17 protein-coding genes and 1 pseudogene are annotated in these 22,828 nt (G+C 67.4%); 4 read left to right on the top strand and 14 right to left on the bottom strand.

The genetic code is table 11. The annotated features are described in order from the left end of the window. The 11 genes and pseudogenes from ACXJKJ_RS07120 to ACXJKJ_RS07070 all read right to left on the bottom strand — a co-directional run. Positions 1–201, bottom strand: a pseudogene (locus tag ACXJKJ_RS07120) (IS1182 family transposase); the annotation flags it as partial. Positions 202–364: 163 nt separating this feature from the next. Beyond that, positions 365–3,229: a beta-galactosidase GalA gene (gene galA / locus ACXJKJ_RS07115; RefSeq protein ID WP_457389603.1), complete on the bottom strand. Its 2,865-nt coding sequence runs from the start codon at positions 3,227–3,229 to the stop codon at positions 365–367. A 50-nt stretch (positions 3,230–3,279) separates the two neighbouring features. Further along, a complete protein-coding gene (locus ACXJKJ_RS07110) occupies positions 3,280–3,708 on the bottom strand; it encodes a cellulase family glycosylhydrolase (RefSeq protein WP_457389602.1) in 429 nt (142 codons plus the stop codon). A gap of 125 nt (positions 3,709–3,833) precedes the next feature. After that, positions 3,834–5,492 carry a cellulase family glycosylhydrolase gene (locus ACXJKJ_RS07105; RefSeq protein ID WP_457389601.1) on the bottom strand — a complete coding sequence of 553 codons (1,659 nt, stop codon included), beginning with the start codon at positions 5,490–5,492 and terminating at the stop codon, positions 3,834–3,836. Positions 5,493–5,564: 72 nt separating this feature from the next. Next, a complete protein-coding gene (locus ACXJKJ_RS07100) occupies positions 5,565–5,801 on the bottom strand; it encodes a hypothetical protein (RefSeq protein WP_457321854.1) in 237 nt (78 codons plus the stop codon). A 14-nt stretch (positions 5,802–5,815) separates the two neighbouring features. Then, entirely contained in the window at positions 5,816–7,450 is a 1,635-nt protein-coding gene (locus tag ACXJKJ_RS07095; RefSeq protein ID WP_457389600.1) for a DUF5597 domain-containing protein, read from the bottom strand. 29 nt (positions 7,451–7,479) lie between these two features. Beyond that, the gene (locus ACXJKJ_RS07090; RefSeq protein WP_457389599.1) at positions 7,480–8,745 is read right to left on the bottom strand and encodes a glycoside hydrolase family 27 protein; all 1,266 of its coding nucleotides are present in this window, start codon (positions 8,743–8,745) and stop codon (positions 7,480–7,482) included. Between the two features lie 27 nt (positions 8,746–8,772). Further along, positions 8,773–8,913, bottom strand: a complete 141-nt coding sequence (locus ACXJKJ_RS07085) for a hypothetical protein (RefSeq protein WP_457325289.1) — start codon at positions 8,911–8,913, stop codon at positions 8,773–8,775. 359 nt (positions 8,914–9,272) lie between these two features. Then, complete coding sequence (locus ACXJKJ_RS07080) at positions 9,273–10,325, bottom strand: LacI family DNA-binding transcriptional regulator (protein ID WP_457352594.1); 1,053 nt, start codon at positions 10,323–10,325, stop codon at positions 9,273–9,275. Between the two features lie 369 nt (positions 10,326–10,694). Further along, positions 10,695–11,789, bottom strand: coding sequence for a DNA glycosylase AlkZ-like family protein (locus ACXJKJ_RS07075; RefSeq protein ID WP_457389598.1), 1,095 nt, complete (start codon positions 11,787–11,789; stop codon positions 10,695–10,697). After that, positions 11,773–13,533: a diguanylate cyclase domain-containing protein gene (locus tag ACXJKJ_RS07070; protein ID WP_457389597.1), complete on the bottom strand. Its 1,761-nt coding sequence runs from the start codon at positions 13,531–13,533 to the stop codon at positions 11,773–11,775. The genes ACXJKJ_RS07075 and ACXJKJ_RS07070 overlap by 17 nt, the downstream gene beginning before the upstream one ends. 161 nt (positions 13,534–13,694) lie before the next feature. Here ACXJKJ_RS07070 and yajC point away from each other — a divergent pair, with 161 nt between their 5' ends. The 4 genes from yajC (at position 13,695) to ACXJKJ_RS07050 (ending at position 19,562) form a co-directional block, all read left to right on the top strand. After that, positions 13,695–14,018: a preprotein translocase subunit YajC gene (yajC, locus tag ACXJKJ_RS07065; protein WP_056205313.1), complete on the top strand. Its 324-nt coding sequence runs from the start codon at positions 13,695–13,697 to the stop codon at positions 14,016–14,018. Between the two features lie 81 nt (positions 14,019–14,099). Continuing rightward, on the top strand, positions 14,100–15,998 hold the full coding sequence (gene secD, locus ACXJKJ_RS07060) for a protein translocase subunit SecD (protein WP_457352588.1): 1,899 nt from the start codon (positions 14,100–14,102) through the stop codon (positions 15,996–15,998). A gap of 12 nt (positions 15,999–16,010) precedes the next feature. After that, the gene (gene secF, locus ACXJKJ_RS07055) at positions 16,011–17,045 is read left to right on the top strand and encodes a protein translocase subunit SecF (RefSeq protein ID WP_056205235.1); all 1,035 of its coding nucleotides are present in this window, start codon (positions 16,011–16,013) and stop codon (positions 17,043–17,045) included. Between the two features lie 45 nt (positions 17,046–17,090). Further along, positions 17,091–19,562, top strand: coding sequence for a DUF1631 family protein (locus tag ACXJKJ_RS07050; protein WP_457389596.1), 2,472 nt, complete (start codon positions 17,091–17,093; stop codon positions 19,560–19,562). 105 nt (positions 19,563–19,667) lie between these two features. Here ACXJKJ_RS07050 and ACXJKJ_RS07045 read toward each other — a convergent pair whose 3' ends face one another. The 3 genes from ACXJKJ_RS07045 to ACXJKJ_RS07035 form a co-directional block, all read right to left on the bottom strand. Continuing rightward, positions 19,668–20,120 (bottom strand): DUF494 family protein, encoded by a 453-nt coding sequence (locus tag ACXJKJ_RS07045; protein ID WP_056205310.1) that lies wholly within the window; start codon positions 20,118–20,120, stop codon positions 19,668–19,670. Positions 20,121–20,230: 110 nt separating this feature from the next. After that, on the bottom strand, positions 20,231–21,322 hold the full coding sequence (dprA, locus tag ACXJKJ_RS07040; RefSeq protein WP_457389595.1) for a DNA-processing protein DprA: 1,092 nt from the start codon (positions 21,320–21,322) through the stop codon (positions 20,231–20,233). 227 nt (positions 21,323–21,549) lie between these two features. Continuing rightward, positions 21,550–22,719, bottom strand: a complete 1,170-nt coding sequence (locus ACXJKJ_RS07035) for a LysM peptidoglycan-binding domain-containing protein (protein WP_457389594.1) — start codon at positions 22,717–22,719, stop codon at positions 21,550–21,552. Between the last annotated feature and the right edge of the window lie 109 nt (positions 22,720–22,828).

Raw genomic sequence — 22,828 nt, 5'->3', positions numbered from 1 at the left:
CACGATCTTGAGCATCACGCGCGGGTCGTAGGCGCTGGCGCCGACTTCATCGTTGCTGAACTTGGCATCCAGCGCGCTCAGGTCCAACTCATGATCGACCAGATGATCCAGCGCGAACTCGAAGGTGCCGGGTTGAATCTGCTCGGCCAGCACAACAGGCAGAAAGCGGGGACTGCGATCTACGAGCTTGTAGCGTGGCATTGGCTTCATCCGGCTGCAGCGTGATGACTGCGATCGTGCCGACACGCCTGCGTCGGTGACAGTCGGATTTACCGCATGTCGTTGGGTTATTGCACAGCGTCAACGTTGCCGTTCAGTGGCCTGGTTCCGAGCGTAGCGACGGTGACGAATCTGTTCCCGGTGTTCAGAAGATCTCGATCACCGTTGCAGCTGGGGCAAGGCCTTCGCTGACGGCGCGCAGCGTGGCGCGACCGGGGCTGCCGGTGGATTGCAGGATCACCTGTGCATGGCCGTTGAACACGCTGCGTTGCCACGGCCCGGTGGACGTGGTGGTGCGCAGCGTGACCCAGCGCCGGCCGCCCTGCGCGTCGTCGAAGAGCTTGCGCGTGCCACCGGCCGGCGTGGCGAAGACGAGGGTCAGCGTGTTGAGATCGCTCAACTGAGCAGGGTCGAGGTCGATCACGCCCATGCCGTCCTCGCGGCGCGGCGTCTGGGCCTTGCCGTTCAAATAGACCTGCTGGCCCGGCGCGATGTCGCCCACGAACAGCGCCGCGCGGCCAACCCCCGCAGCCGGCCGGGCAAAGCTGGCGTGCACGACGTTCCAGGCGCTGTCGGCCGGCTGCTTCTCCGGCGGCAGCCAGGCGAACGGGTCGCGCGCCTTCTCGGCGTCGGCACCGGCCAGCAATGCCGCCGCGTCATCCTGCCGCGCCACGCCCTGCAGGCGCCAGCGGTCGAGCGTCGCGTAGCGGTGGAACTCGGCCGGCTTGTCGGCCTCGTGCGAGCCCGGGTCACCGTTGCCCATGCCGATCAGCCGTGCCGGGCCGGAGACCTCGAAGCTGATGCGCTGGCTGGCCGTGGGCACCACGCGGCCTTCGCGGTCGACCACGCTGACCCTGACCACCGCCACATCGTCGCCATCGGCGCGGATGCGCGCACGGTCCGCCGTCAGCCGCACGGCGCTGCCGTTGCCCGTGGTGGCCACGGTCTCGGTGACGACGAGTTTGCCGCCCTGGTAGCCGCGCGCCGTCAGGCTGCCCGGCGCATAGGGCACGCTCCATTGCAGATGGGCGTAGCGCGCCAGCGACTTGCGGCCCAGTGAATTGCCGTTCAGCAGCAGCTCGACCTCATCGGTGTTGGCGTAGACGCGCACGTCGATGGGCTGGCCTTCACGGCCGGGCCAGTTCCAGTGCGGCAATACATGGACCATGGGCTCGGCAGTCCAGGCGGCCTTGAGGTACTGGCCGCTGTCCTTCAGCGCGCCGGTCGTGTCCATCATGCCGAACTGCGAGGAGACGGCGGGCCAGCCGTAGGGCGTGGTCTCGCCGCGGTAGTCAAAGCCGGTCCAGAAGAACACGCCGGCCAGGAAGGGGCGCTCGGCGTTGAAGCGCCAGGCCTCTTCGACGGTCGAGGTCGAGTCGCCGCCTGAGCGCTTGTCGTAGGCAGCGATCTGCACGCGGGCCGGGTCGTCGGCGTAGATGCCGCGCGTCGCGTAGGTCAGGCCTTCCTCGGTGACGACTGATGCGCGCTCGGGGAAGCGCTTGTGCATCGCATCGATGTTGTGCTGGCCCTTGTAGTTGAAGCCGATGACCTGCGAGCCGACCGATGTGCCCTCGGCCGCACCCGAGCTGGAGGCGGCCAGCGTCGCGGGCCGGGTCGGATCCAGGCGGCGCACGATGGCCTGCATCTGCTGCGCGAGGCGAGTGCCGATTTCGGAGTTCTCGATGGCCCATTCCTCGTTGCCCACCGACCACAGGATGACCGACGGGTGGTTGCGGTCGCGCCGCACCATGCGCTCCAGCTCGTCGCGGATCTGCGGCGCGGTGCCCATCATGCGGTGCTCGTCGATGACGAGGATGCCGAGGCGGTCGCAGGCGTCCAGCAGCTCGGGCGTGGCCGGATGGTGGGCCGAGCGGATCGCGTTCACGCCCATGCCCTTGAGCATCTTCAGCCGCGCCTCGTGCATGGCGTCGGGCAGGGCAATGCCGATGCCGGCGTGGTCCTGGTGGTTGTTGACGCCGTGCAGCTTGACGTGGCGGCCGTTGAGGAAGAAGCCCGCGTTGGCGTCGAAGTGGATCGTGCGGATGCCAAAGGGCGTGTCGTAGCTGTCGACCACGCGGCCGCCACTCTTCACGTGGGTCGTCAGCGTGTAGCGCAGCGGCGTTTCCAGAGACCACAGCTGCGGCGCCGTCACGCGCAGCGTCGCGGCCACGTCGGTGCTGGTGTCCACGCCCACGCGCCTTGCCGGTACGCTGGCGCGTGCGACGACGCGCCCGGCGGGGTCGCGCAGCTCGTGCTCCAGGCTGAAGGAGGCGGGCGCCTTGCCGTCGTTACGCACCGTCGTGTCGACGGCCACGTCGGCGCGGCCGCCCGTGACCGTGGCGCGCACGGAGCTGCCCCAGTGGTCCACGCGCAGCGGCTCGGTCTGCGTCAGCCAGACATGGCGGTAGATGCCGGCGCCTTCGTACCACCAGCCTTCCTGTGTGGTGGCGTCCACGCGCACCGCGACGACATTGCGCCCGCCAAAGTTCAGGTAGTCGGTGATGTCGACGTTGAAGCTTGAGTAGCCGCTGGCCTCGCGGTGCAGGTAGTGGCCGTTGACCCAGACCACGCTGTCGCGGAAGACACCGTCGAACTCCAGCGCGATGCGCTTGCCGCGTGCCGACTGGGGAAGAGCCAGCTCACGGCGGTACCAGCCGACGCTGTTCTCGGGGAAGCTCCGGCCGATGGCCTTGGAGCCATGCAGCGAACTGCCGCGCGCGTCGAAGGGCAGTTCCACCGCCCAATCGTGCGGCAAGTCCAGGCGGCGCCAACTGCGGTCGTCGAACTCGGCCCCCGCAGGGCCGTCGCCAAAGCCGGCCTTGGCGAAGAAGAAGGAGCCCGTGCCGTGGTTGAAGTCCTGCGCCGGGTCATGCGCATGGCCCAGCGCAAAACGCCAGCCGTCATCGATGCGGGTGCGCTGGCGCGCGCCATCAGCGGCAGTGGCGCTGCCGACGGCAAGGGCCAGTGCAAGGGCCCAGAAGACCCAGGAGAAGGGGCGAAGTGGTCTCATCTTGATGTTTGACGTTGGGGTCATGGTTTGCTCGGATTCGCTTCGGCTGCCTATCGCGGCCAATGCAGCAGGCCAGCGTTGCGGGCATAGCCGACCACCTCGGTGACGCGTGCCATGAAGGTCGGGCTGATGTTGCCGTTGGCGTCGGCGTGCTGGTTCCAGCTGGCGGGAATGCGCACGGTCTTGAAGCCAGCCGCCTTCACCGCGTTGAGCAATTGCTGGTTGACCAGCGGGTTGCCCCAGTTGGTCTCGTTGCCGCCGGCGTCCAGCGAGTTGCCGAGGTTCCATGCGGGTGACATCTGCTGCGACAGCTGGATGCTCGTCAGCTCGCGCATGCCGCTGCTGTCCGTTGCCGGGGGCGGGGGCGGGCTGGTCGTTGCGCCACCACCACCGCTGCCGCCGCCGCCGCAGGCGACGAGGCAGAAGGCCAGCACCAACGAGGCGAAGGCTGACGCTGGGGTGAGGCGAGGCGGTGTCATCTTGGTGTTACTGCTGGGTGCTACGTGGCACAGCCTGCCCCGCTTGGGGCGGGGCAGGCTGCTTGGATGGAGCGAGGGGAGGCGCGGTGGACGGTGCTCGGTGCCACCGTCCTGATGCCGCTACCTCACTTCGCGTTGTCGACGATGGCCTTGATCAGGTCCGGGTAGTACTGCGCACCGGTCGAGCGATTGAACAGCCCGAACTGGTGGTTGTCGGCGTAGCCGTTGTCCCACCAGACCGGCACGATGCCGTGCTGGAAGGCCGACTTGGTCACGTACTTCGCCCAGGCGGTGCGGTAGGTGCCGGCCGGGTCGTACTCGGACTTCAGGATCGCGCCGTATTCACCCATCAGCACCGGCAAGCCGGCGTCGACGAAGCGGGTCTTCATCTTCTGGAACTGCGCGTCGACGTAGGCTTCATTGGCCCAGGTCTCGGTCACGGCCGGGTTGGTCGCGCTCGCGCCCCACTGCCAGATGTTGCTGTTGCTATCGAGCGCGAAGTGGAACGGATCGTAGTAGTGCACTTCCAGGAACATCCGGTTGGTCGCGGAGTCGTTTGGCTTGATGAAGCCGTTGTAGGTCGAGTCGATGTTGGTGTTGAAGCCCTGCACCACGAGATGGCGCTTGGCGTTGTTGCCGCCGGTGGCCCGCACCGTGTCGACGAAGACCTGGTTGAACCCGTTCTGAACGGCCTGGTACTCGGCCGTCGGTGGACCGTAGTCTTGACCGAACTTGACCTCGTTGGTGCCAGCGAACAGCAGGAAGTCGTCGTTGGTCTTGAAGTTGTTGGCGATCTGCGTCCACAGCTTGGCCAGGCGCGCATTGGCGCTCGCCTGGGCGGCGTAGCTCGGGATCAACCAATCGTATTCGTGGTGCGTGTTCAGTACGACGTAGAGGCCAGCGTTGCGGGCATAGCCGACGACCTCGGTGACGCGCGCCATAAAGGTCAGGCTGATGTTGCCGTTGGCGTCGGCGTACTGGTTCCAGCTGGCAGGAATGCGCACGGTCTTGAAGCCGGCCGCTTTCACTGCGTTGAGCAATTGCTGGTTGACCAGCGGGTTGCCCCAGTTGGTCTCGTTGCCGCCGGCGTCCAGCGAGTTGCCGAGGTTCCAGGCGGGCGACATCTGCTGCGACAGCTGGATGCTCGTCAGCTCGCGCATGGAGCCGGGCACGGTGATGACGAACGCCTGGGTGGTCTTGGCGCCGCAGGCGTTGGTGTACGTCGCGGTGGCCGTGCAGCTGGCAGCGGGGGTGATCAACTGCTCGCGGGCCGAGCCTGACGTGCCGCAGCCGCTCCAGCTCCACGAGCCGCCGTTGATCGGCTGCGGGCCGAGGATGGCGGAGTTGCCGGCAGTGACCGTGGCCGAAGACGTCTGCGTCCAAGAGCCGTTGTTGCTGATCCACGGCGACACAGCGGTCGGCGTGCAGGCGGTGCCGCGCGTGGCGGAGGCCGAACCGGAGTTGTAGCTGCCGCCGTTGGTCGTGAACTTGACCCAGTACCAGTAGGGCGTGCCGGTGTTGGCCGAGGTGTCGGCGTAGCTCGTGGCGCTCTTGCCCGGCACGGCGATGCGACTGCGGCCGTTCGGGTCGCTGTCCGTGTCGCGGTAGACCTCCAGGCGCGAGACGTTGCCGCTGACGGTCCAGCTGAGCTGGTTGTTGTCGGCGGAGCCGCTGGCGCTCAGGCAAACGGTGGCGCCGCCGCCGCTGCCGCAGCTTTGTGCCTGGGCCATTGGGGCCGCACTCGCCCCGAAGGCGAGCAGCAGTGCTGGTATCAAGGTTCTCATGTTCTACCTTTCTAGGTGAAGGTGCTCGGCCGGTTGTCTCCTCCGGACACGAGCGTTATTGAAGGATGTGGCTCAGTGCGTGGACCTACATCCCGACAACGACGACGGACTTGGGCGACAGTTCCAGCACCGGGCCTTGCGGGCCGGCATGGCGGAGAACGGCACCGGTGTGATGACCTGCGGCTGCTCTAAGGTGTTGTGCGCGTCCATGGCGACTGCGGTCAGCAACTGGCCCTTGGCTGCGGGTGTGAGGTGGGTCGTCACTCGGATCGCGGTGCCGTCACCAAAGGGCAAAACGCGCTCGGCCATGACGCTGTTGCCCTTCAGCGCGCGCGCGCCATCTTGACCTTGAGCATGATGGGCTCCGCCATCAGGTTCAGGCCGCTGTCGACCTGGTCGCCGTTCCAGACGCGCTCCATCTGCCAGCGGCCCTTGTCGTCAAAGCTGCCTTCCTCGACACGCAGCATGAAGCCGCTTGCTTGCGGCCCGCCTTCCATGCGCACGCGGGTGCGCTGGCCAACGATGAGGAACTCGTCGTCGCCGATCTGCGCAATGGCCACGCCGCCGCCGGGCTGTTCGGTGCCGGCCGGCCGCTCGTCCTTGCTGTCCCATGCAAGGTCCCAGAACTGCCATTGGCGGTAGGTCAGCTTGGCGACCCAGCCGCCCGGCAGTTCCAGCGACTGGGGCTTGCGGTCGTCGCCTTCAGCGGCGCCGCGCGTGCGGCCCTCAAAGGCCCATTGCGCCCACTGGCGCTGGATGGGCCGAAAGGCGCCGAAGACGCGGGCGAAGGGCTCGACCATGGTCTTGTCGGCGCGCTTGGAGCCCAGCGGGAAGTTGGCGTAGTTGAAGTAGTCCAGGCCGAAGGGCGCCACACCCAGGGTGCCGCGGCCCAGCGCCGCGTAGATCCAGCGCGCATAGCCCTCGGCATTGCCGATCTCGGGAATCCACAGCGCGTTGTCCGGCCGCTGGTACAGGCGCATGTTGGCCTTGATCCCCTCGGAGTTGGGCGTATAGATGTCGGGCGCGACGATGTCGATGGCGGGCGCGGCGGCCTTGTAGATGTCGATGACGTCCCAGACCGGTCCACCGCTGGCGAAGTTGCCCTGCCATGGCTTGGGCGGCTGTTCCAGCGCCTCGCGCAGCGCGCCGTTGACGTACATCGGCAGGTCGTAGACGGCGCGGCCGGCCTTGGCGATCTCGCCGATGTAGCGGGCGATGGCCCAGGCGTGGAAGTACTCGTCGGCGTAGTCGCCATAGACCTCGCGCCAGTTGCCCGATGCGGCGGCCTTGGGGGTCTGACGCGCCACCACTTCGGCGGGCACCGGCTGCTCGAAGGCCGCCTGGGCGGCTGGCGCGAAGTCGCGCACGAGGCCGTAGGTGCCGGCCTCGTTCTCGACCTGAACCATCAGCACGGTGCGCTCGGTCGCGTCGATCTTCTTCAGGTGAGCCATGAGCGCCACGAAGGCGCGCTTGTCGGCCTTGAGCGTCTCTTCACCGAAGGGGCTGAAGCAGAAGTTGGCCTTGCCGTCGCGGTCCAGCATGGAAGGGAAGCGCTTCCCATTGAGCTTGACCCAGTCGGGGGTGTACGAGCCGCCGGTGTTCTTCCAGGTCGCGAACCACAACAGCACCAGGCGCTTGTCCTGCTGCCGCGCTTCCTTGACCAGGACGTCGAGGAAGCTGAAGTCGAACTGGCCTTCCTGGGGCTCGACCTGCTGCCAGGCCACCGGCATCAGCACGGTGTTGGCATGCGCATCGTTGGCCGCGGCCCAGACCTTGCCCAGGGCCTTGGGATAGTTGCTGGAGTTGTGCGCCTGGGCCCCGAGCATCAGGAAGGGTTTGCCGTCGACGAGCAGGGCATGTTGGCCGTCGCGCTGCACGAGGCGCGGGGCTTCGGCGGCGCTGACGGGCGTGATCAGCACTGCGGCGAGCAGCGCCGCGATCAAGGTGGTCTTCTTCATGGGTGACGCTTTGCACGGCCAGGCGCGCCTTACGGTTTCGCAGGGCCGGTCAGGCGCAGCATCAGCACGCTGTGTGGCGCCAGCCGCGCTTCCAGTTTGCCGTTGGTGTCGCCCGTCTTCTTGCTCCACAGGTCGGACCAGCGGTAGACGGCCTGCTTGAAATCGACCGACCGCTTGCTCAGGTCATCGCCCAGGACCTGCTTCTTCCAGTCATGGTGAACGTCGGCAGGCTGGTTGGAGCGGTTCAGGAACATCAGTGCCCAATCCCCGCCGTCGAGCGGCTTGGCATAGAACTCCAGCGGGCCGTCGACCAGGACGCGCAGCGCCTGCACACCCAGCTTGTCCTGGTTCACCGCGATCACGCCCGCGTTGGTCAGGATGCGGCGGGTCGACTCGGACATGGAACGCAGGTCGTTGCCCAGGATGAGGGGGGAGGCCAGCATGGCCCAGATCGACAGATGGGCGCGGTCTTCATCCTCGCTCATGCCGTTGCCGACTTCGAGCATGTCCATGTCGTTCCAGTGGCCCGGCCCTGCGAAGTTGCGCAGGTTGGCGTCAGCGTGCTTGTCGAGAATGCGCAGTACGCCCAGACCCGTCGAGAAACCGGGATTGAACTGGCAGTCGAAGCAGTTGTAGATGTCGGGCGTGGTGCGCCACAGATGGCCGACCTTGCCGGCCCACTCCCACGGCTTGCTCATGCCCCATTCGCAAATGCTGAACACCATCGGACGGCCCGTCTTGGCGATCGCGTCGCGCATCGTGGTGTAGGCCGGTTCGGCGCTCATGCCTGGGGTGTTGCACCAGTCGTACTTGACGTAGTCGATGCCCCAGCGCGCATAGACCAGCGCATCCTGATATTCGTGGCCGCGGCTGCCGGGACGGCCGCCGCAGGTGGCATCGCCGGCATCCGAGTAGATACCCAGCTTGAGTCCCTTGCCATGGACATAGTCCGCCAGCGCTTTCATGCCGGATGGGAAGCGCTTGGCGTCGGGCTGGATGTTGCCCTCGGCGTCGCGCTGGCCTTGCCAGCAATCGTCAATGTTCACGTACTGGTAGCCGGCGTCCTTCATGCCTGACTTGACCATGGCATCGGCGGTCTCGCGGATCAGGCGTTCGTCGATATCGCAGGCAAATTTGTTCCAGCTGTTCCAGCCCATGGGCGGGGTGAGGGCCAGGCCTTCAGCCTTTTGCGCCCAGCTATTGCCTGCCGCGCCAAGGAACAGGGTCAACGCCGCGGCGGCCATCATTGCCCAGCTGTGGAACAGCGACTTGTGTGTTGTGTGCTTTGTTTTCATTTCTGAATCACTCTCAGTTCGATCAGTTCAATCAGTTGCAGGCAGCAATCGGCCGGCACGCTTTGGCCTCGCCACCACCGCCAGGCTCGGCTGGATGGTGGGCGACACGACAAGATAGGCCGCCACGCGCACCAGGTCCGGACCGTCCAACAGAACGCTTTTGGTCATACCGCGCAGATGGAACCGCACGCCTTCCGCCGTTCGGCGCCAAGCGCAACCGTCGGACCGCGCGTCCGCCTGCAACTGCCCGGCAGCGTCGAGCGCCGAAGGTTGCTGCCCTGTCGCGCGCGTCGGCGAGCGTGCCTACTAACGCCCAGGCCAGCACTCCTTCGGAGAAATTGTTGTGTTCGTCCTGGCCCAGGAACATACGGCTCTCGTTGCTTTTGCGGATTGACTAATCGGTTGATCAATTTTTAATTAACCGATTAATCAGCCGATCAAAAAAGGTGCGGCCACGCCGCACGCGCATCTTAAATTGGTCGACCAGTTAAGCTGACTAGGGGAAAACCTAGCCACCTCCGCACGTGTCAAGGGATGGTCAGCGGCTCGCTCCGCGGTCCTGGCAAGGTCCGCCTGTGGACGATCTCGACGGGCAGGACGATGTCGCGAGGGCCCTCGTAGGCCTCGCCACGGCGCTGCGCCTCGATCAGCTGCATCAGGGCCTCGACCGCACGACGACCTATCTCAAGCAGGGGCTGGCGCACGGTCGTCATGCCCAGTGCGCGGGCCATCAAGGTGTCATCGAAGCCTGCAATGGAGATGTCCCGAGGAACGCTCAACCCGCAGCTCTGCAGCGCCTCGATGCAGCCGAAGGCGATGTCGTCGCTGCCACAGCAGACGGCCTCGGGCAACGGCTGGCCGCGGTGGCGTTGCAGCCATTCCCGCATGGCCTGCCTACCCCCTTCGGCGGTGAACCACGTGCGGATCAGATGGTCGGGCGCAACTTCCACTGCGGCTTCGGCATGGGCGCGCAGGAAGCCATCGACACGGACGTCCGCGCCCTTGACGTTCACCGGACCACCCATGCAGAGGATCCGGCGATAGCCAAGCTCGAGCATGTGGCGTGCAATGGCATAGCCGCCTGCTTCATCGTCGGCCTCGACGTTCACCTGGGCCTGCAATAGCGGGCCAGCGTGGATCGTGACCATGGGCGTATGCGGTGGCAGCCAAGTCGTGCTGTCATCTTCCAGCTGACGCGCCAGCACGACGAGCCCGTCGACGCGTCCGTCGCACAACGCAGGGATGCGCTTGGGCGCTTCTTCCCAGCCGCCGAGCGGAAAAATGGATGTGCTCTGTTGGGCTTGCGTCGCGCCCCGCACGACGCCGTTGAAAATTTCCAGGAAATAGAGGTTGGGCTCCTCATTTGCAATGTTGGCGACGAAGCCGATGGCATTGGTGCGTTGAAACGTCAGCGCACGCGCGGTCGCGTTGGGCCGGTAGCTCAAGCGCGCCGCCGCCGCGAGGACCCGTTCACGCGTCTCGACCGACACGCGCGTCGAACCCTTCGCACCGCTGAGCGCGGAGGACGCCGCCGCACTAGAAACCCCCGCTTCTCGCGCGACGTCAGCAAGCGTGGGCAACTTGTGACGACGGCTCTTCGGCGGCTTGGACGGCGGGGGTATCGGAGCGGACACTTCCGGGGGCTGGAGACGGGGCGAGGCACTCTAGCATCGCGTCTGGCTGGAGCCGCTGGAACTGCTGGAGTCCTTCAGTCGAATCAATGCTCCAAGGCAGCTCTGTGCTCACCTTCGCCAGCTTGCGGCCGACCGTGGTCACTGTCGGACCTGACGTCTTCGTGGCTGATGGTCGTCAACGAAGGCCGTTGACCTATGTGGTCAGAGCCCGATCCTCGCCATTTGCGGGCTGACTTGCTGGTGAAGAGGCTTTCCGTGACGTGGGGCCGTCGGGTGCTGGCCGCTAGCCGCCCCGTCAAGCACTCGTCCTTCGCATCAGCCGGCCTCGACCCCCAAGAACTCCGCCAGCCGCGTCCGCTCCACCTCCAGCGCTGGTTTGAAGGCCGCGTCGCGGGGTGCGCGGCCGGCCACATAGCCGCAGTCCACTTTCAGTCGCCCGCCCTTCACGCTGGCATTGGCCCAGCCGACGACCTGGTCGCGCCACAGCAGCGGCAGCGCGTAATGGCCACGCACCCTCTTAGCCGCGGGCGTGTAGGCCTCGAACCGATAGGCCCAGCCCCACAGCAGCTCGAAGCGGCGGCGGTCCCAGACGACAGGATCGAAGGGCGCGAGCAGTCGCACCTGCGAGGGGATGCGCCAGCCGCGCGTCGGGTCTTCATTCGCCGGCCAGTACCAATCCACGCCGCCGATGTGCGTGTGCGCCAGGCGTTCCTTCGCGCGGGCGATCGTCGCCGGCGCCAGCTCGCGCCACTGGTGGGCGCCGTGGAACAGCATGCGGATGAGCTGGGACAGGCTGCCGGCCGGCAGGGGGGCGTATTTCTGCACCAGCACATCGGCCAGCGCGTCCATGGCCGTCTGCGGGTCGGGGTGGGCTTCCCAGGTCGGACCGAGTCGGTAGACGCGCGTGCCGCTGTCGCGCCGCACGACGTCGAGATGGCCGCGGTAGTGCAGGCCATCCAGCAGCTCGGTGGACAGCCGGCTGTTACCGCCAAACCAGTTCTTCACCGGTCCGTGGCCCAGCGCCGCGTCGACCTCGGCGGGATGGGCCTCGCCCAGGCGCTCGACCTCGGCCAGCACGGCGTTGGCGAGCTTCCAGCGCGGCTTGTCCCACACACGACGCGTCGTGCGCGGGTGCATCAGCGCGCGCAGCTCGGGCGTGACGAAGCCGTAGTTGATGAAGAAGTCTTCCTGCAGCGGCAGGCGCGGGTAGCGGCGCTCCAGGTCGCCGGCGCGGTAGTCCTTGACGCGGTGGCGCAGCGTCAGGTCCTGCGCCCTGGCTGGGGCGCGCAGCGGGTCGGCCTGCACAAAGCCACCGAGCTTCTCGACGGCCTTGACCAGGGTGGTGGGCGTGAACAGGCTGCGCGCGACGGCATGGCGGCGCAGGGTGCTGAGATCAAGGCTGGCGGGCATCGCTAGGCGGGGGCTGCTTGCGGGCGAACATGTCGGCATCGGCATGCCGGAGCAGGCTCTCGGTGTCCTGGCCGTCGTCGGGGTAGAGGGCGATGCCGAAGCTTGCCGCCACCTGGAAGTCGGCCGGTGCCAGGCCCGCCAGGCTTTCCAGCGGCATGCGCATGCTGGCCTCGAGGTGGTCGCGCGCGGCTTCGGCGTCGGCGCGGTTCTCGACCGAGTCCAGCAGCATGACGAATTCGTCGCCGGCATAGCGGGACACGATGTCGCCGATGCGCACGCCGGCCCGCAGCCGCTGGCCGACCTCCTTCAGCACCGCGTCGCCCACGCCATGGCCAAAGCGCTTGTTGACGTCCTTGACGCGATCGAGGTCGACGAACATGACGGCGAAGGGCCAGCGGTCGCCGCGGCGGCGCTGCTGCAGGATGCGGTCCTCGATGCGGCGCAGGATGGCGCTGCGGTTGGACAGGCCCGTCAACTGGTCGGTCAGCAAGCGCCTTTGCATGTCGGCAAAGCTGCGCGCGAGCTCGCCGAGTTCGTCGGTGCGGTGCACCTCGGGCGGCTCGTCGAGCACGCCCTCGCCCACGCGCCGGGCGGCGTCGGCCAGCTCGCGCAGCTCACGGGTGACGATGCCCAGCACCGCCCAGCCCAGGCCCAGGGCGATGACGACGCCCAGGCCCGCGAGCATGCCGGCCTGCACGAAGTTGCGCTGCACACCAACCAGGAAGTCGGCGCGCGGCACGGCGACGATGATGAGCCAGTTCAAGCCCAGGGCCGGGTCGACGCGGGCATAGCCGAGCTGCACGACGCGGCCATCGGCATCGGCAAAGCTCGCCGTGCGCGGCGCGGTGCCCAGGGCCTCGGCGCCGGCCGCCGTGCGTTGGCGCACTGCCTCGAAGGCGGCAACAACGAGGGCGTCGGGGCTCTGCGCGGCGTTCAGCCTTTCGTGCTGGCCGACGGCCAGCGTCTTCATGTGTGCGCCGCGTGACACGCCGACGAGTTGCCCATCGCCTTCCACGACCATGGCGACGGCGTTCTCGCTCAGCGCCAGCCGCTGCAGCAGCGCATTGACCTGTTTGAGCGACAGGTCGGTGGCGGCCACGCCCTCAGGCTCGCCGACGTCGTTGCCGACGCGCTTGGTGCGCGTCGTGACCAGATCCAGGGTCTTGAAGTCGATGTAGACCGGCGTCCAGCTCAGCGGCGCCGGGTTGGCCAGTGCGGCCTGGTACCAGGGGCGCTCGCGCGGCTCGAACACCTTGTCCTCGGTGACCGGCGAGCGCATGTCGCCGGTGATACCGCTGAGGCGGTAGATGGTGCGCGGGCCGGTGCCCGCGGTGCGCACGCGCAGCTCGGCCTCCAGTTCGGAGAAGCGCCACAGGCCAAGGAAATGACCCTGGCGGTCGCCGTAGTAGACGTAATTGTTGGGATCCCGGTGCACCGAGGTCGCCAGCCAGAAGCGGTTGCGCAGCGCGTCCAGCTCGCGGGGCAGGTTCTCCGGCGCCGGCAGGCCGGTGGGGAAGGCCGCCTCCAGCACGGCATCGGCCCCGCCGACATGGCGCTCCAGCGACACGGAGATGCGGTTCACGGCCTCGACCAGGAGCTGGCCCGACAAGGTGTTCACCGTGTCGCGCCCGGCGCGCCAGGACAGCGTGCCCACCAGCAGCACCAGACCCAGCACCAAGACGACATAGGGCAGCGTCAGCAGGCTGCGCAGGCTCAGTCGGTCGGTCAGCGCCCTGATCGGCAAGGGAGGAACTCCAGGCAGGTTGAATGTGGCGGCGGCAGGTTAGCAGGGGTGGGCGCCGCGGCGTAGCCCCTCGGAGCCCCGTCATCGGGGCGTTTGGCGCGGCGCACTAGAATTCAAGGTTGCCCTGCGGTTTTTGCGGCCGCCCATCCAAGGAATTCAACGTGTTCATCTCCAACGCCTACGCCCAGGCCGCCCCGGCTGCCGCCAGTTCCGACAACGGCCTGCTCGGCATGCTGCCCCTGGTGCTGATGTTCGTCGTGCTCTATTTCGTCATGATCCGGCCGCAGATGAAGCGCCAGAAGGAGCACAAGGCCATGATCGAGGCAGTGCAAAAGGGTGACGAGGTTGTCACGGCCGGCGGCATCATCGGCAAGGTCGCCAAGCTGGGTGACAACTTCATCCACCTGGAAGTCGCCAACGGCGTCGAGCTGCAGATCCAGCGCAGCGCCGTCACCCAGGTTCTCCCTAAGGGCAGCTTGAAGTAATCGGCCCTGCGCCCATCTCCCGGGCCACGGCCGCCCGGGCGCTGCTGATTACGCCGTGCAGGCGCATACAAGGAAGTCCCCATGAACCGCTATCCGCTCTGGAAGTACGCGATCCTGCTCGTCGCGCTGCTGATCGGCACTCTTTACACCCTGCCCAATCTGTTCGGCGAAGCGCCGGCGGTGCAGGTGTCCAGTGCCAAGGTGACCGTCAAGGTCGACAACTCGATGACCACCCGCATCGAGGCCGCACTGCAGCAAGCCGGCATCAAGGCGGACTTCGTCCAGTTCGACGGCAACTCGGTCAAGGCGCGCTTTGGCGACACCGACACCCAGCTCAAGGCCAAGGACGTCATCAGCAAGGAGCTCAACCCCAATGCTGCCGAGCCGACCTACATCGTCGCGCTGAACCTGCTGTCGCGTTCGCCGCAATGGCTGGCCAGCCTGCATGCCAACCCGATGTACCTGGGCCTGGACCTGCGGGGCGGCGTGCACTTCCTGATGCAGGTCGACATGAAGGCGGCACTGACCAAGAAGGCCGAGTCGCTGACCGGCGATGCACGCAGCATGCTGCGTGACAAGAACATCCGCCACGCCGGCATCAGCCGCGACGGCAACACGGTGGTCATCGCCTTTCGCGACGCCGAACAGCGCGCCGCTGCCACCGAGTTGCTGCAGACGCAGCTGCCTGATGTCGTCTGGACGCCGCAGGGCGAAGGCAGCGAGCTGCAGCTGTCCGGCAGCCTGGCGCCCAAGGCCCAGGTCGCGGTGCAGGACGCCGCCATCAAGCAGAACATCACCACCCTGCACAACCGCGTCAACGAGCTCGGCGTGGCCGAGCCCGTCATCCAGCAGCAGGGCGCCGACCGCGTCGTCGTGCAGCTGCCGGGCGTGCAGGACACTGCCAAGGCCAAGGACATCATTGGCCGCACCGCCACGCTGGAGCTGCGCATGGTGGACGACGGCAGCGAGTCGCTGGAGGCGCTCAAGGGCAACGGGCCCGTGCCCTTCGGCACCGAGCGCTTCATCGACCGCGGCTTCGGCCCCATCATCGTCAAGCGCCAGGTGGTGCTGACCGGTGACGCCCTCGTCGATGCTCAGCCCGGCTTCGACGAGAACCACTCGCCGTCGGTCGACCTGACGCTGGACGCCAAGGGCGCCCGCATCATGAAGGACCTGTCGCGCGAGAACGTCGGCAAGCGCATGGCCATCATCCTGTTCGAGAAGGGCAAGGGCGAGGTCGTCACGGCACCGGTCATCCGCAGCGAATTGAGCGGTGGCCGCATCAAGATCAGCGGCGCGATGACGACCCAGGAAGCCAGCGACACGGCCCTGCTGTTGCGCGCCGGGTCGCTGGCCGCGCCGATGGAGATCATCGAAGAGCGCACCATCGGCCCGAGCCTGGGCAAGGAGAACATCGAGAAGGGCATCGCCAGCGTCACCTGGGGCTTTGCCGCGGTGGCCGCCTTCATGTGCGTCTACTACCTGCTGTTCGGCGTGTTCTCGTCGCTGGCGCTGGGCTTCAACCTGCTGCTGCTGATCGCGGCGCTGTCGATGATGCAGGCCACGCTGAGCCTGCCGGGCATCGCCGCCATTGCGCTGGTGCTGGGCATGGCCATCGACTCCAACGTGCTGATCAACGAGCGCGTGCGCGAGGAACTGCGTGGCGGCGAATCGCCCCAGCAGGCCATCCGCCTGGGCTACGAACGCGCCTGGGCCACCATCCTGGACTCCAACGTGACGACGCTGATCGCCGGTGTCTCGCTGCTGGTGTTCGGCTCCGGCCCGATCAAGGGCTTTGCCGTCGTGCATTGCCTGGGCATCCTGACCTCGATGTTCTCGTCCGTCGTGTTCTCGCGCGGCCTGGTGAACCTCTGGTACGGCCGCCAGAAGAAGCTCAAGAGCGTGTCCATCGGGCAGATCTGGAGGCCCGACGCCGACAAGCCCGCCGCCGAGACGACCGACGTCGCCGCCAAGGCCTGAGAAAGCTAGAACATGGAACTCTTTCGCATCAAGCGCGACCTGCCGTTGATGAAGCATGCGTTGGTCTTCAACGCGATCTCCTTCATCACCTTCGCAGCCGCCGTGTTCTTCCTGGTCACGCGGGGCCTGCATTTCTCCATCGAGTTCACCGGCGGCACGGTCATCGAGGTGGCCTACCCGCAGGCGGCCGAGATCGAGAAGACTCGCCTGGTCGTCGAGAAGATGGGCTTCGGCGAAGTGCAGGTGCAGAACTTCGGCTCTTCGCGCGACGTGATGATCCGCCTGCCCGTGCGCGGCGATATCAAGCAGACCGAGCTGGTCGGCAAGGTCTTCACCGAGCTGTGCACGGCCGAGGCCGGCACGATCAGCGAGCATCAGGAAGTGACGCCCCAGGGCGAGCAGGTCAGCAAGCAGATCTGCAGACGAGCCGATGGCGCCGAGCCGATCAAGCTGTCGCGCTCCGAGGTCGTCGGCCCGGCCGTCGGGGCCGAGCTGGCCCAGGACGCCGCCAAGGCACTGGCCGCGACGGTCATCGGCATCATGATCTACCTGGCCATTCGCTTCGAATGGAAGTTCGCGGTCGCCGGCATCATCGCCAACTTGCACGATGTGGTCATCATCCTGGGCTTCTTCGCCTTCTTCCAGTGGGAGTTCTCGCTGGCGGTGCTGGCGGCCATCCTGGCGGTGCTGGGTTACTCGGTCAACGAGTCGGTCGTCATCTTCGACCGGGTGCGCGAGGCCTTCCGCAGGTTCCGCAAGATGAACACCCACGAGGTCATCGACCACGCCATCACCTCGACGATGAGCCGCACCATCATCACCCACGGTTGCACGCAGCTGATGGTGGTGTCCATGCTGCTGTTCGGCGGGCCGACGCTGCATTACTTCGCCGTCGCGCTGACCATCGGCATCCTGTTTGGCATCTACTCCTCGGTGTTCGTGGCGGCGGCCATCGCCATGTGGCTGGGCGTCAAGCGGGAGGACCTGGTCAAGGCGGGCGTGAATCGTGACGACCCCAATGACCCGAACTCCGGGGCCGTCGTGTAGAGTGATCGCAACCCAACATTCCAGCCGCGCAGCCCTCACCAGTCCATGACCGCCGCTCGTAACCAGGCCCTGGCGACCCAGGCGCGGCGCGTCTATCTGGAAGCTCTGGTGCGCGGCATGACGCCCCTGGTCGCTGCGGTCGGCCAGGGCGCTGGCCAGCAACTGGCCCACGGCGTCCCCCACGCCATCATGATGGCCAGGCGCGACGCGGTGCAGGCCTGGCAGAAGCTGGGCCCCAACTGGCAGATGGCCGTCGTCGCGGCGCTGCGCCACGCGGCAGTGCACGGCGTCTCCGACAACGCCCGCGAGCACGACACGACCGTGCCGGCCCAGTCGGTGAAGATGAGCCTGGTCGACGACTCGACCATCGAGCGCGAGATCACCAGCTCCCGCCTGGCCCTGGTCATGATGGACCGGGCGACCTGGGAATTCACCGACCTGCGCACCCGCATGCAGGCCCTGGAGGCTCATGACGACCTGGAACCGCTGGACCTGCTGCGGGCCCATGTCGTGGCCCGCGTGGCGCTGGACGCCTGGACCCGCGTCGGCCTGGACGCGAACATCTGGCAGCTGCTGCACCATGAGCTTCACGAGGAATTCGCCCAGCTCATCAGCGAGGCCTACCACGAGACCAACCGCTGGCTGATCGCCCAGAAGGTGCTGCCCGAGGTCGATCTGCGGCCCTTCATCCGCCGCACGGCCCAGGCCGCTACGGCGGCGACGGCGACGGCCACTGGCGCGCCGGTACCGCCGCCACCGCCGGTGTCTCCCGGCCCGGGTCTCGCCCCCACGTCAGGCCCGGTGCCGATGGTCGCGGGTGGGGCATCGGCGCGCAGCAAGGCGAGCAGCCAGGCCGACGAAGTCATGGCCCAACTGCAGCGCGTGCTGGCCCGCCATGTGCCGGGCTTTCCGGTCGTCAAAAGCCAGGTGCCGGCCCGCCCGGGTGGCGGCAAGCCGAGCCTGGCCGATGTGACACCCAGCCATGCCGGTGCCCTCGGTGGTGGCAGTTCATCGAGCGGCGATGCACCCGCCTCCGTGGCCAGGCCGTCGCTGGCCGATGCGCCGCCCGTCTCCGTTTCCGCCGCCTCGCCGCGGTTGATGGGTGCCATCAAGCATGCCCAGGAGTCCTTGCAGCGCCGCCCCGGCGCAGCTGGCGGTGTGGATACCGGTGGCAGCGCCAGCGCCCCGCGTGCGCTGGAGGAGATTGGCGCGCGCAACCAGGCCTTCAAGCAGGTCCTGAAGCAGGCCGCGAGCAACCCGGCCGAACGCGCGACCATCGAGATCGTCGCCATGATGTTCCAGAGCATCCTGACCGAGGAGCGCATCCCGGCCACGGTGCGGGTCTGGTTCGCGCGGCTGCAGATGCCGGTGCTGCGGGTGGCCGTCAGCGAACCCGACTTCTTTGCCGCCGCCGACCATCCGGCGCGTCGTCTCATTGACCGCATGGGCGCGTGCGTGATGGGTTTCAACACGGCCCAGGTCAGTGGCCCGGGTTCGGAGCGCGCCAGCAACGATGCGCTGGAGCGCGAGATCAAGCGCGTCGTGCAGGTCGTCGAGGCCTATCCGGACACCGGCCGGCGGGTCTTTGCCACCGTGCTGACCGAGTTCGAGAAGTTCCTCGACCACTATTTCGAGAACGAGAACCAGGCCTCCAAGCGCGGCGTGTCGCTGGCCCAGCAGGTCGAGCAACGCGAAACCCTGGCCATCCAGTACACCATCGAGCTGCGCAAGATGCTGTCCGAGGTGCCGGTACAGGACGGCGTGCGCGACTTCCTCTTCCACGTCTGGGCCGACGTGCTGGCCGTCACGGCGGTGCGCGCGGGCGCCCAGTCCGACGTGACCAAGTCCATGAAGCGGGCCGCCGCCGACCTGATCTGGAGCGCCAGCTCCAAGGCCTCGCGCGAGGAGCGTGCCGAGGTCATCCGCCGCCTGCCGCCCCTGCTCAAGACGCTGCGCGATGGCATGAGCCACGCCGGCCTGCCGACGGACAAGCAGGACGAGCATGTGCGCCAGCTCAACAACGCATTGGCCGCCGCTTTCACGGCCAAGACGGCCGCCATCCCGCGCGAGCGCCTGGACGAGCTGATGGACCAGCTCGAGACACTGGAAGCCATGCTGCCCGAGGACATCGAAGGCGGCGACAGCCATGTCGACGAGATGCTGGTGCGCGACCTGTCCGGCCACGAATCCGAGGGCATGGAGGTCGTCGCCGAAGGCGGTTCGGCGCCGACGCCGGCCATGGTGGCCTGGGCGCGCGAGCTGCAGGTCGGCGGCTGGTTCATGCTCGACTACCGCGGCCGCAACGAGCAGGTGCAGCTGGCCTGGCGGGGCCTGCGCAAGCAACTGGCGCTGTTCGTCACGCCCAAGGGCCGCGGCGTGCTGTTCTCGCTGAACCGCATGGCCGCCTTCCTGCAGGCAGGCCTGCTGCTGCCTGCCCAGGACGAAGCGCTGACCGTGCAGGCCACGCGCAAGGCGCTGGCCAAGCTGGATGCCGATCCCGGGCAATTGCTCAAATGATTTGCGGGTCAGACTTGCGCGCGTAGCGCGCTGCTCTGACCCCAACTGATTCAGGAATTGAAAAAGGACGCCCCGGCGTCCTTTGTTCTTGGTGCATCAGCGGGTTCAGTGGATCAGCCGATCCTCGGGGGCAACGAACAGCTCGTCCAGGATCAGCGCATCGGGCTCTTCGCCCAAGCTCCAGAACACCATCAGCACGATGATCTTCAGATCTTCCAGGTCCATCGGGTTACCGGAGATGGCCATGGCGCGGTCGATGACCATCTCGCGCATCGGGCCGGGCAGCACGCCGGCCGACTCGAGGAAGCTGACGAAGCTGATCGACTCCTCGCCCAGGTGCTCCATCTCCGCGGGCGAATACACGCGCATCGCGTGTTCGCTCTGCTCGCCCTGGTAGGACTCCCCGGACGCGGCCAGACCGTCCAGCCAGGAGAGGGCCTCCTGGATTTCGTCGTTCTCGAAGCCCACCGCCGTCAGTTTTCGCGCGAGTTGCGCGTGATCGGGGCAGGCGTCCGGGCGCCAATAGGTCTCGTAGAGATAAACCAGGACATCGAACATCGTGAGGGGATGATAGCCCAGGGTCTGGCGCACTCCGGACGCGAATAACCCCTCGGATCAGGCTCTGATATCCGCGGTTAAGCTCGCCGTCTCTGCTGCCCAGCCTGTCCTCATCCCTGCCGTCGGCGCTGGAAGAGCTGGCCCGCCAGGCGGGCGATGTGTCCGTCGAGCTCCAACTCCAGCAGGGCGGCGCTGAGCTCGGCCGCCGGCCAGCCGCAGCGGGCCATCAGGGCATCCAGGCTGACCGGATCGAAACCCATGGCGTCCAGCAGCGCCTGCTGCTCGTGAGGCGTCTCGGCAGGCTCGGGCGTCACGCACAGCTTGCCCAGCGGCGGCAGCTCCTCCAGCACGTCCTGGGCCGACTCGACCAGCTTGGCGCCCTGGCGGATCAGCGCATGGCAGCCGCGGGCCTGGGGTGAATGGATGGAGCCGGGGATGGCGAACACCTCGCGGCCGGCCTCGACGGCCTGCCGGGCCGTGATCAGCGAGCCCGACTGCACGGCGGCCTCGACGACCAGGCAGCCCTGGGCCAGGCCGGCAATGATGCGGTTGCGGCGCGGAAAGTTGCCCGGCAGCACCGGGGTGCCCAGTGAGTACTCGCTGACGATGAGGCCCCCGCCGGCCAGTAGCCGCGCCGCCAGCTTCTCGTTGCGGCGCGGGTAGACCTGGTCCAGCCCGGTGCCGACGACGGCGATGGTGGCGCCGTCGGCGTCCAGGGCGCCCTCATGCGCGGCGGCGTCCACGCCCAGGGCCAGGCCCGAGACGATGGTGTAGCCACCGCGTGCCAGCGCCCGGGCGAAGGCGCGCGCGTTGTCGCCCCCCTGGGCGGTCGGGTTGCGGCTGCCGACGATGGCGATGGACGGCGCGCCCAGCAGTTCGCGCCGGCCCTGCAGCCACAGCAGCAGCGGTGGGTCGGCCGTGGCCAGCAGGCGGGGTGGGTAGTCGGCATCGCCGAGAACGAGCAGGTCATGGCCGGGTTCGGCCAACCATGCCTGGGCCTTGTCGATCAATTCGTCGAGATGGTCAGGGGGCTTGTTGAAGCCCTCGCGCTGTTTGCCCGGCAGCGCCTGGTCCAGGGCGACGGCGGGGAGTTCGAAGACAGCCTGCGGGCTGCCGGCCATGGCCAGCAGCCGCCGCGCCGCTGCCGGGCCCACGCTCTCGGTGAGCCGCAGCCAGGCGACAAGCTCGATGGGTGTCAGCATCAGCGGTTCGAAGAACCGCCGGGCCGAGCGCTGGGCCGCTCCCGAGCCGGCCCGCCTTGGCGATGTGCTTGCCGGTCAATCCGGCAAGCATCGCCGTTCCCTCGGGGGCTGAGGCCGGACACATTGCGCCCAGTGGGCGCGATGTGCCTACCGAAGGGCTGCGGCACCCGCCGCAGCGCGGTCTGCAAGACCGACCAAGGTACTCCTTGGGCGAGGGGCTCCATTCTCTAGGGCTGGGTAAAGCGGTCGCCCGGTCGAACCGGCTCTTTCACCGAGATGATCAGCGCATAGGACACGCGCTCATAGACCTCGAAGACGAACAGGATGCCGTGGCGCTCGTCGGGCAGCTTGATGGCCTCGGCCCTCTCCTGGGTCTTGTCCATGACCCTGGCGCCGTCGCGCCACAGCGCGAACACATGGCCGCGCTCGATGCCATCACGCTTGCCGCGGTTGAGCGCGACGATCTGGTTCTGGCCTGCGTTGAGTGCCTCGCCGTAGATGGCCGCGATTTGACCCGCCATGGGCTGGCTGGGCGCGTGCGGCACATACAGCTCGAGATTGCGTGCCGGTGCCGGCGCCAGGCGGTCGCCGATGCCGACCTCCTGCTTGATCTGCCGGACGGTCATCGTGGCCGGCACGATCTCGGCCTTGCCATCGGCGCCGGTGCGCTCCTCGCCCAGACGGGTCAGTTCAGCCGTGCCGACATACGGGGCCTCGTAGCCCAGGATCTCGTTGGTGGCTGGGTCGCGCAGCGGGCGGGCGTTGCGGAAGACGCGGAAGTCGGTGCCGCTGCCGAAATCGCCACGCGCATAGGCCAGTTCGCCCGGGCCGAGCAGCACATGCCCTTCCTGGGCGGCGACGATGCGCGGTGCCGTGGCCAGCGCATCAGTGTCGAAGACGACAGCGTCGGTCAGGAAGGGTTGGATCAGGTGCAGCGGGATGCTTGGGATGGGGCTGGAATCCAGCGCCGAAATGCGCATCTGCGGCCGCAGCTTGACCACGCCATTGCCGGCCGTACTGCCGCCGACGCCCTGTGCCAGTTGCAGCCGGGCCCGGCCATCGACCTTGACCAGCAGCAGCACCTGGCCCGGGTAGATCAGGTGGGGGTTGCGAATCTGGTCGCGGTTCATGCCCCAGAGCTCGGGCCAGCGCCAGGGGCTTTTCAGGAACAGCTTGGAGATGTCCCAAAGCGTGTCGCCTGGCTGCACCGTGTGGCTGTCCGGCGCATTGGGCGCCAGTTCGGCCAGGGGCACGCCCGCGGACGCGACCTGATCGGCGACGCGTCGCTGTTCGGCGGTGACGGGCAGCTTGCTGGTTTGCGCCCAGGCTGAGGTCGCCGTCGCGAGGGCGAGGCAGGTCGCAAGGACTGCGAAGTGGGCTGGGCGGGCAACGGGCATCTGGCGCGGTCTCCGAGGGGATTGCCGGATCGGCGAAAATCCAGGCGATTCTGCCCGCAATCACCGGGGGCAACCAACAACCGCTAGCGCTCGTTTGCGAGTGCTTACA

The organism is Roseateles sp. P5_E1 (assembly GCF_054049335.1).
Note: the sequence above shows the minus strand (reverse complement) of the source record. Positions and strands in the feature narration are given on the sequence as shown.

Excerpts from the sequence above, each read along its gene's own strand:
- galA (WP_457389603.1), bottom strand. The coding sequence starts at position 3,229 with ATGAGACCACTTCGCCCCTTCTCCTGGGTCTTCTGGGCCCTTGCACTG.
- ACXJKJ_RS07110 (WP_457389602.1), bottom strand. The coding sequence starts at position 3,708 with ATGACACCGCCTCGCCTCACCCCAGCGTCAGCCTTCGCCTCGTTGGTG.
- ACXJKJ_RS07105 (WP_457389601.1), bottom strand. The coding sequence starts at position 5,492 with ATGAGAACCTTGATACCAGCACTGCTGCTCGCCTTCGGGGCGAGTGCG.
- ACXJKJ_RS07100 (WP_457321854.1), bottom strand. The coding sequence starts at position 5,801 with ATGGCCGAGCGCGTTTTGCCCTTTGGTGACGGCACCGCGATCCGAGTG.
- ACXJKJ_RS07095 (WP_457389600.1), bottom strand. The coding sequence starts at position 7,450 with ATGAAGAAGACCACCTTGATCGCGGCGCTGCTCGCCGCAGTGCTGATC.
- ACXJKJ_RS07090 (WP_457389599.1), bottom strand. The coding sequence starts at position 8,745 with ATGAAAACAAAGCACACAACACACAAGTCGCTGTTCCACAGCTGGGCA.
- ACXJKJ_RS07085 (WP_457325289.1), bottom strand. The coding sequence starts at position 8,913 with ATGACCAAAAGCGTTCTGTTGGACGGTCCGGACCTGGTGCGCGTGGCG.
- ACXJKJ_RS07075 (WP_457389598.1), bottom strand. The coding sequence starts at position 11,789 with ATGCCCGCCAGCCTTGATCTCAGCACCCTGCGCCGCCATGCCGTCGCG.
- secD (WP_457352588.1), top strand. The coding sequence starts at position 14,100 with ATGAACCGCTATCCGCTCTGGAAGTACGCGATCCTGCTCGTCGCGCTG.
- secF (WP_056205235.1), top strand. The coding sequence starts at position 16,011 with ATGGAACTCTTTCGCATCAAGCGCGACCTGCCGTTGATGAAGCATGCG.
- ACXJKJ_RS07050 (WP_457389596.1), top strand. The coding sequence starts at position 17,091 with ATGACCGCCGCTCGTAACCAGGCCCTGGCGACCCAGGCGCGGCGCGTC.
- ACXJKJ_RS07045 (WP_056205310.1), bottom strand. The coding sequence starts at position 20,120 with ATGTTCGATGTCCTGGTTTATCTCTACGAGACCTATTGGCGCCCGGAC.
- dprA (WP_457389595.1), bottom strand. The coding sequence starts at position 21,322 with ATGCTGACACCCATCGAGCTTGTCGCCTGGCTGCGGCTCACCGAGAGC.
- ACXJKJ_RS07035 (WP_457389594.1), bottom strand. The coding sequence starts at position 22,719 with ATGCCCGTTGCCCGCCCAGCCCACTTCGCAGTCCTTGCGACCTGCCTC.